1 pseudogene is annotated in these 246 nt (G+C 65.4%); it reads right to left on the bottom strand.

From position 1 onward, the window contains the following. Window positions 1–214 (bottom strand): annotated as a pseudogene (locus EOD29_RS34130) (response regulator); the annotation flags it as partial. Window positions 215–246: the final 32 nt, after the last annotated feature.

The raw sequence follows: 246 nt of genomic DNA, 5'->3' as shown, positions 1-246 counted from the left end.
CGAGCCGATCGGCCGCGAAGGGTTTGGCGATGAAATCATAGGCGCCGTCCTGGATCGCCTGAACGGCCATCGGAATATCGCCGTGGCCGGTCATCAGGATCACCGGCAGGTCGGCATCCATGCCCTGCAGCGTGGCGAAGAGTTGCAGTCCATCGATCTCCGGCATGCGGATATCGGTGACGACGGGGCCGGCGAAGTCGGCCGGCAGGTCCGCCTATGACGGGGCGAAAGCCGCATTGGCGGACC

This window comes from Mesorhizobium sp. M1A.T.Ca.IN.004.03.1.1 (genome assembly GCF_003997555.1).
Classification (GTDB): domain Bacteria; phylum Pseudomonadota; class Alphaproteobacteria; order Rhizobiales; family Rhizobiaceae; genus Mesorhizobium.
The sequence above is the reverse complement of the archived record's forward strand: the minus strand, read 5'-3'. Positions and strand labels throughout refer to the sequence as shown.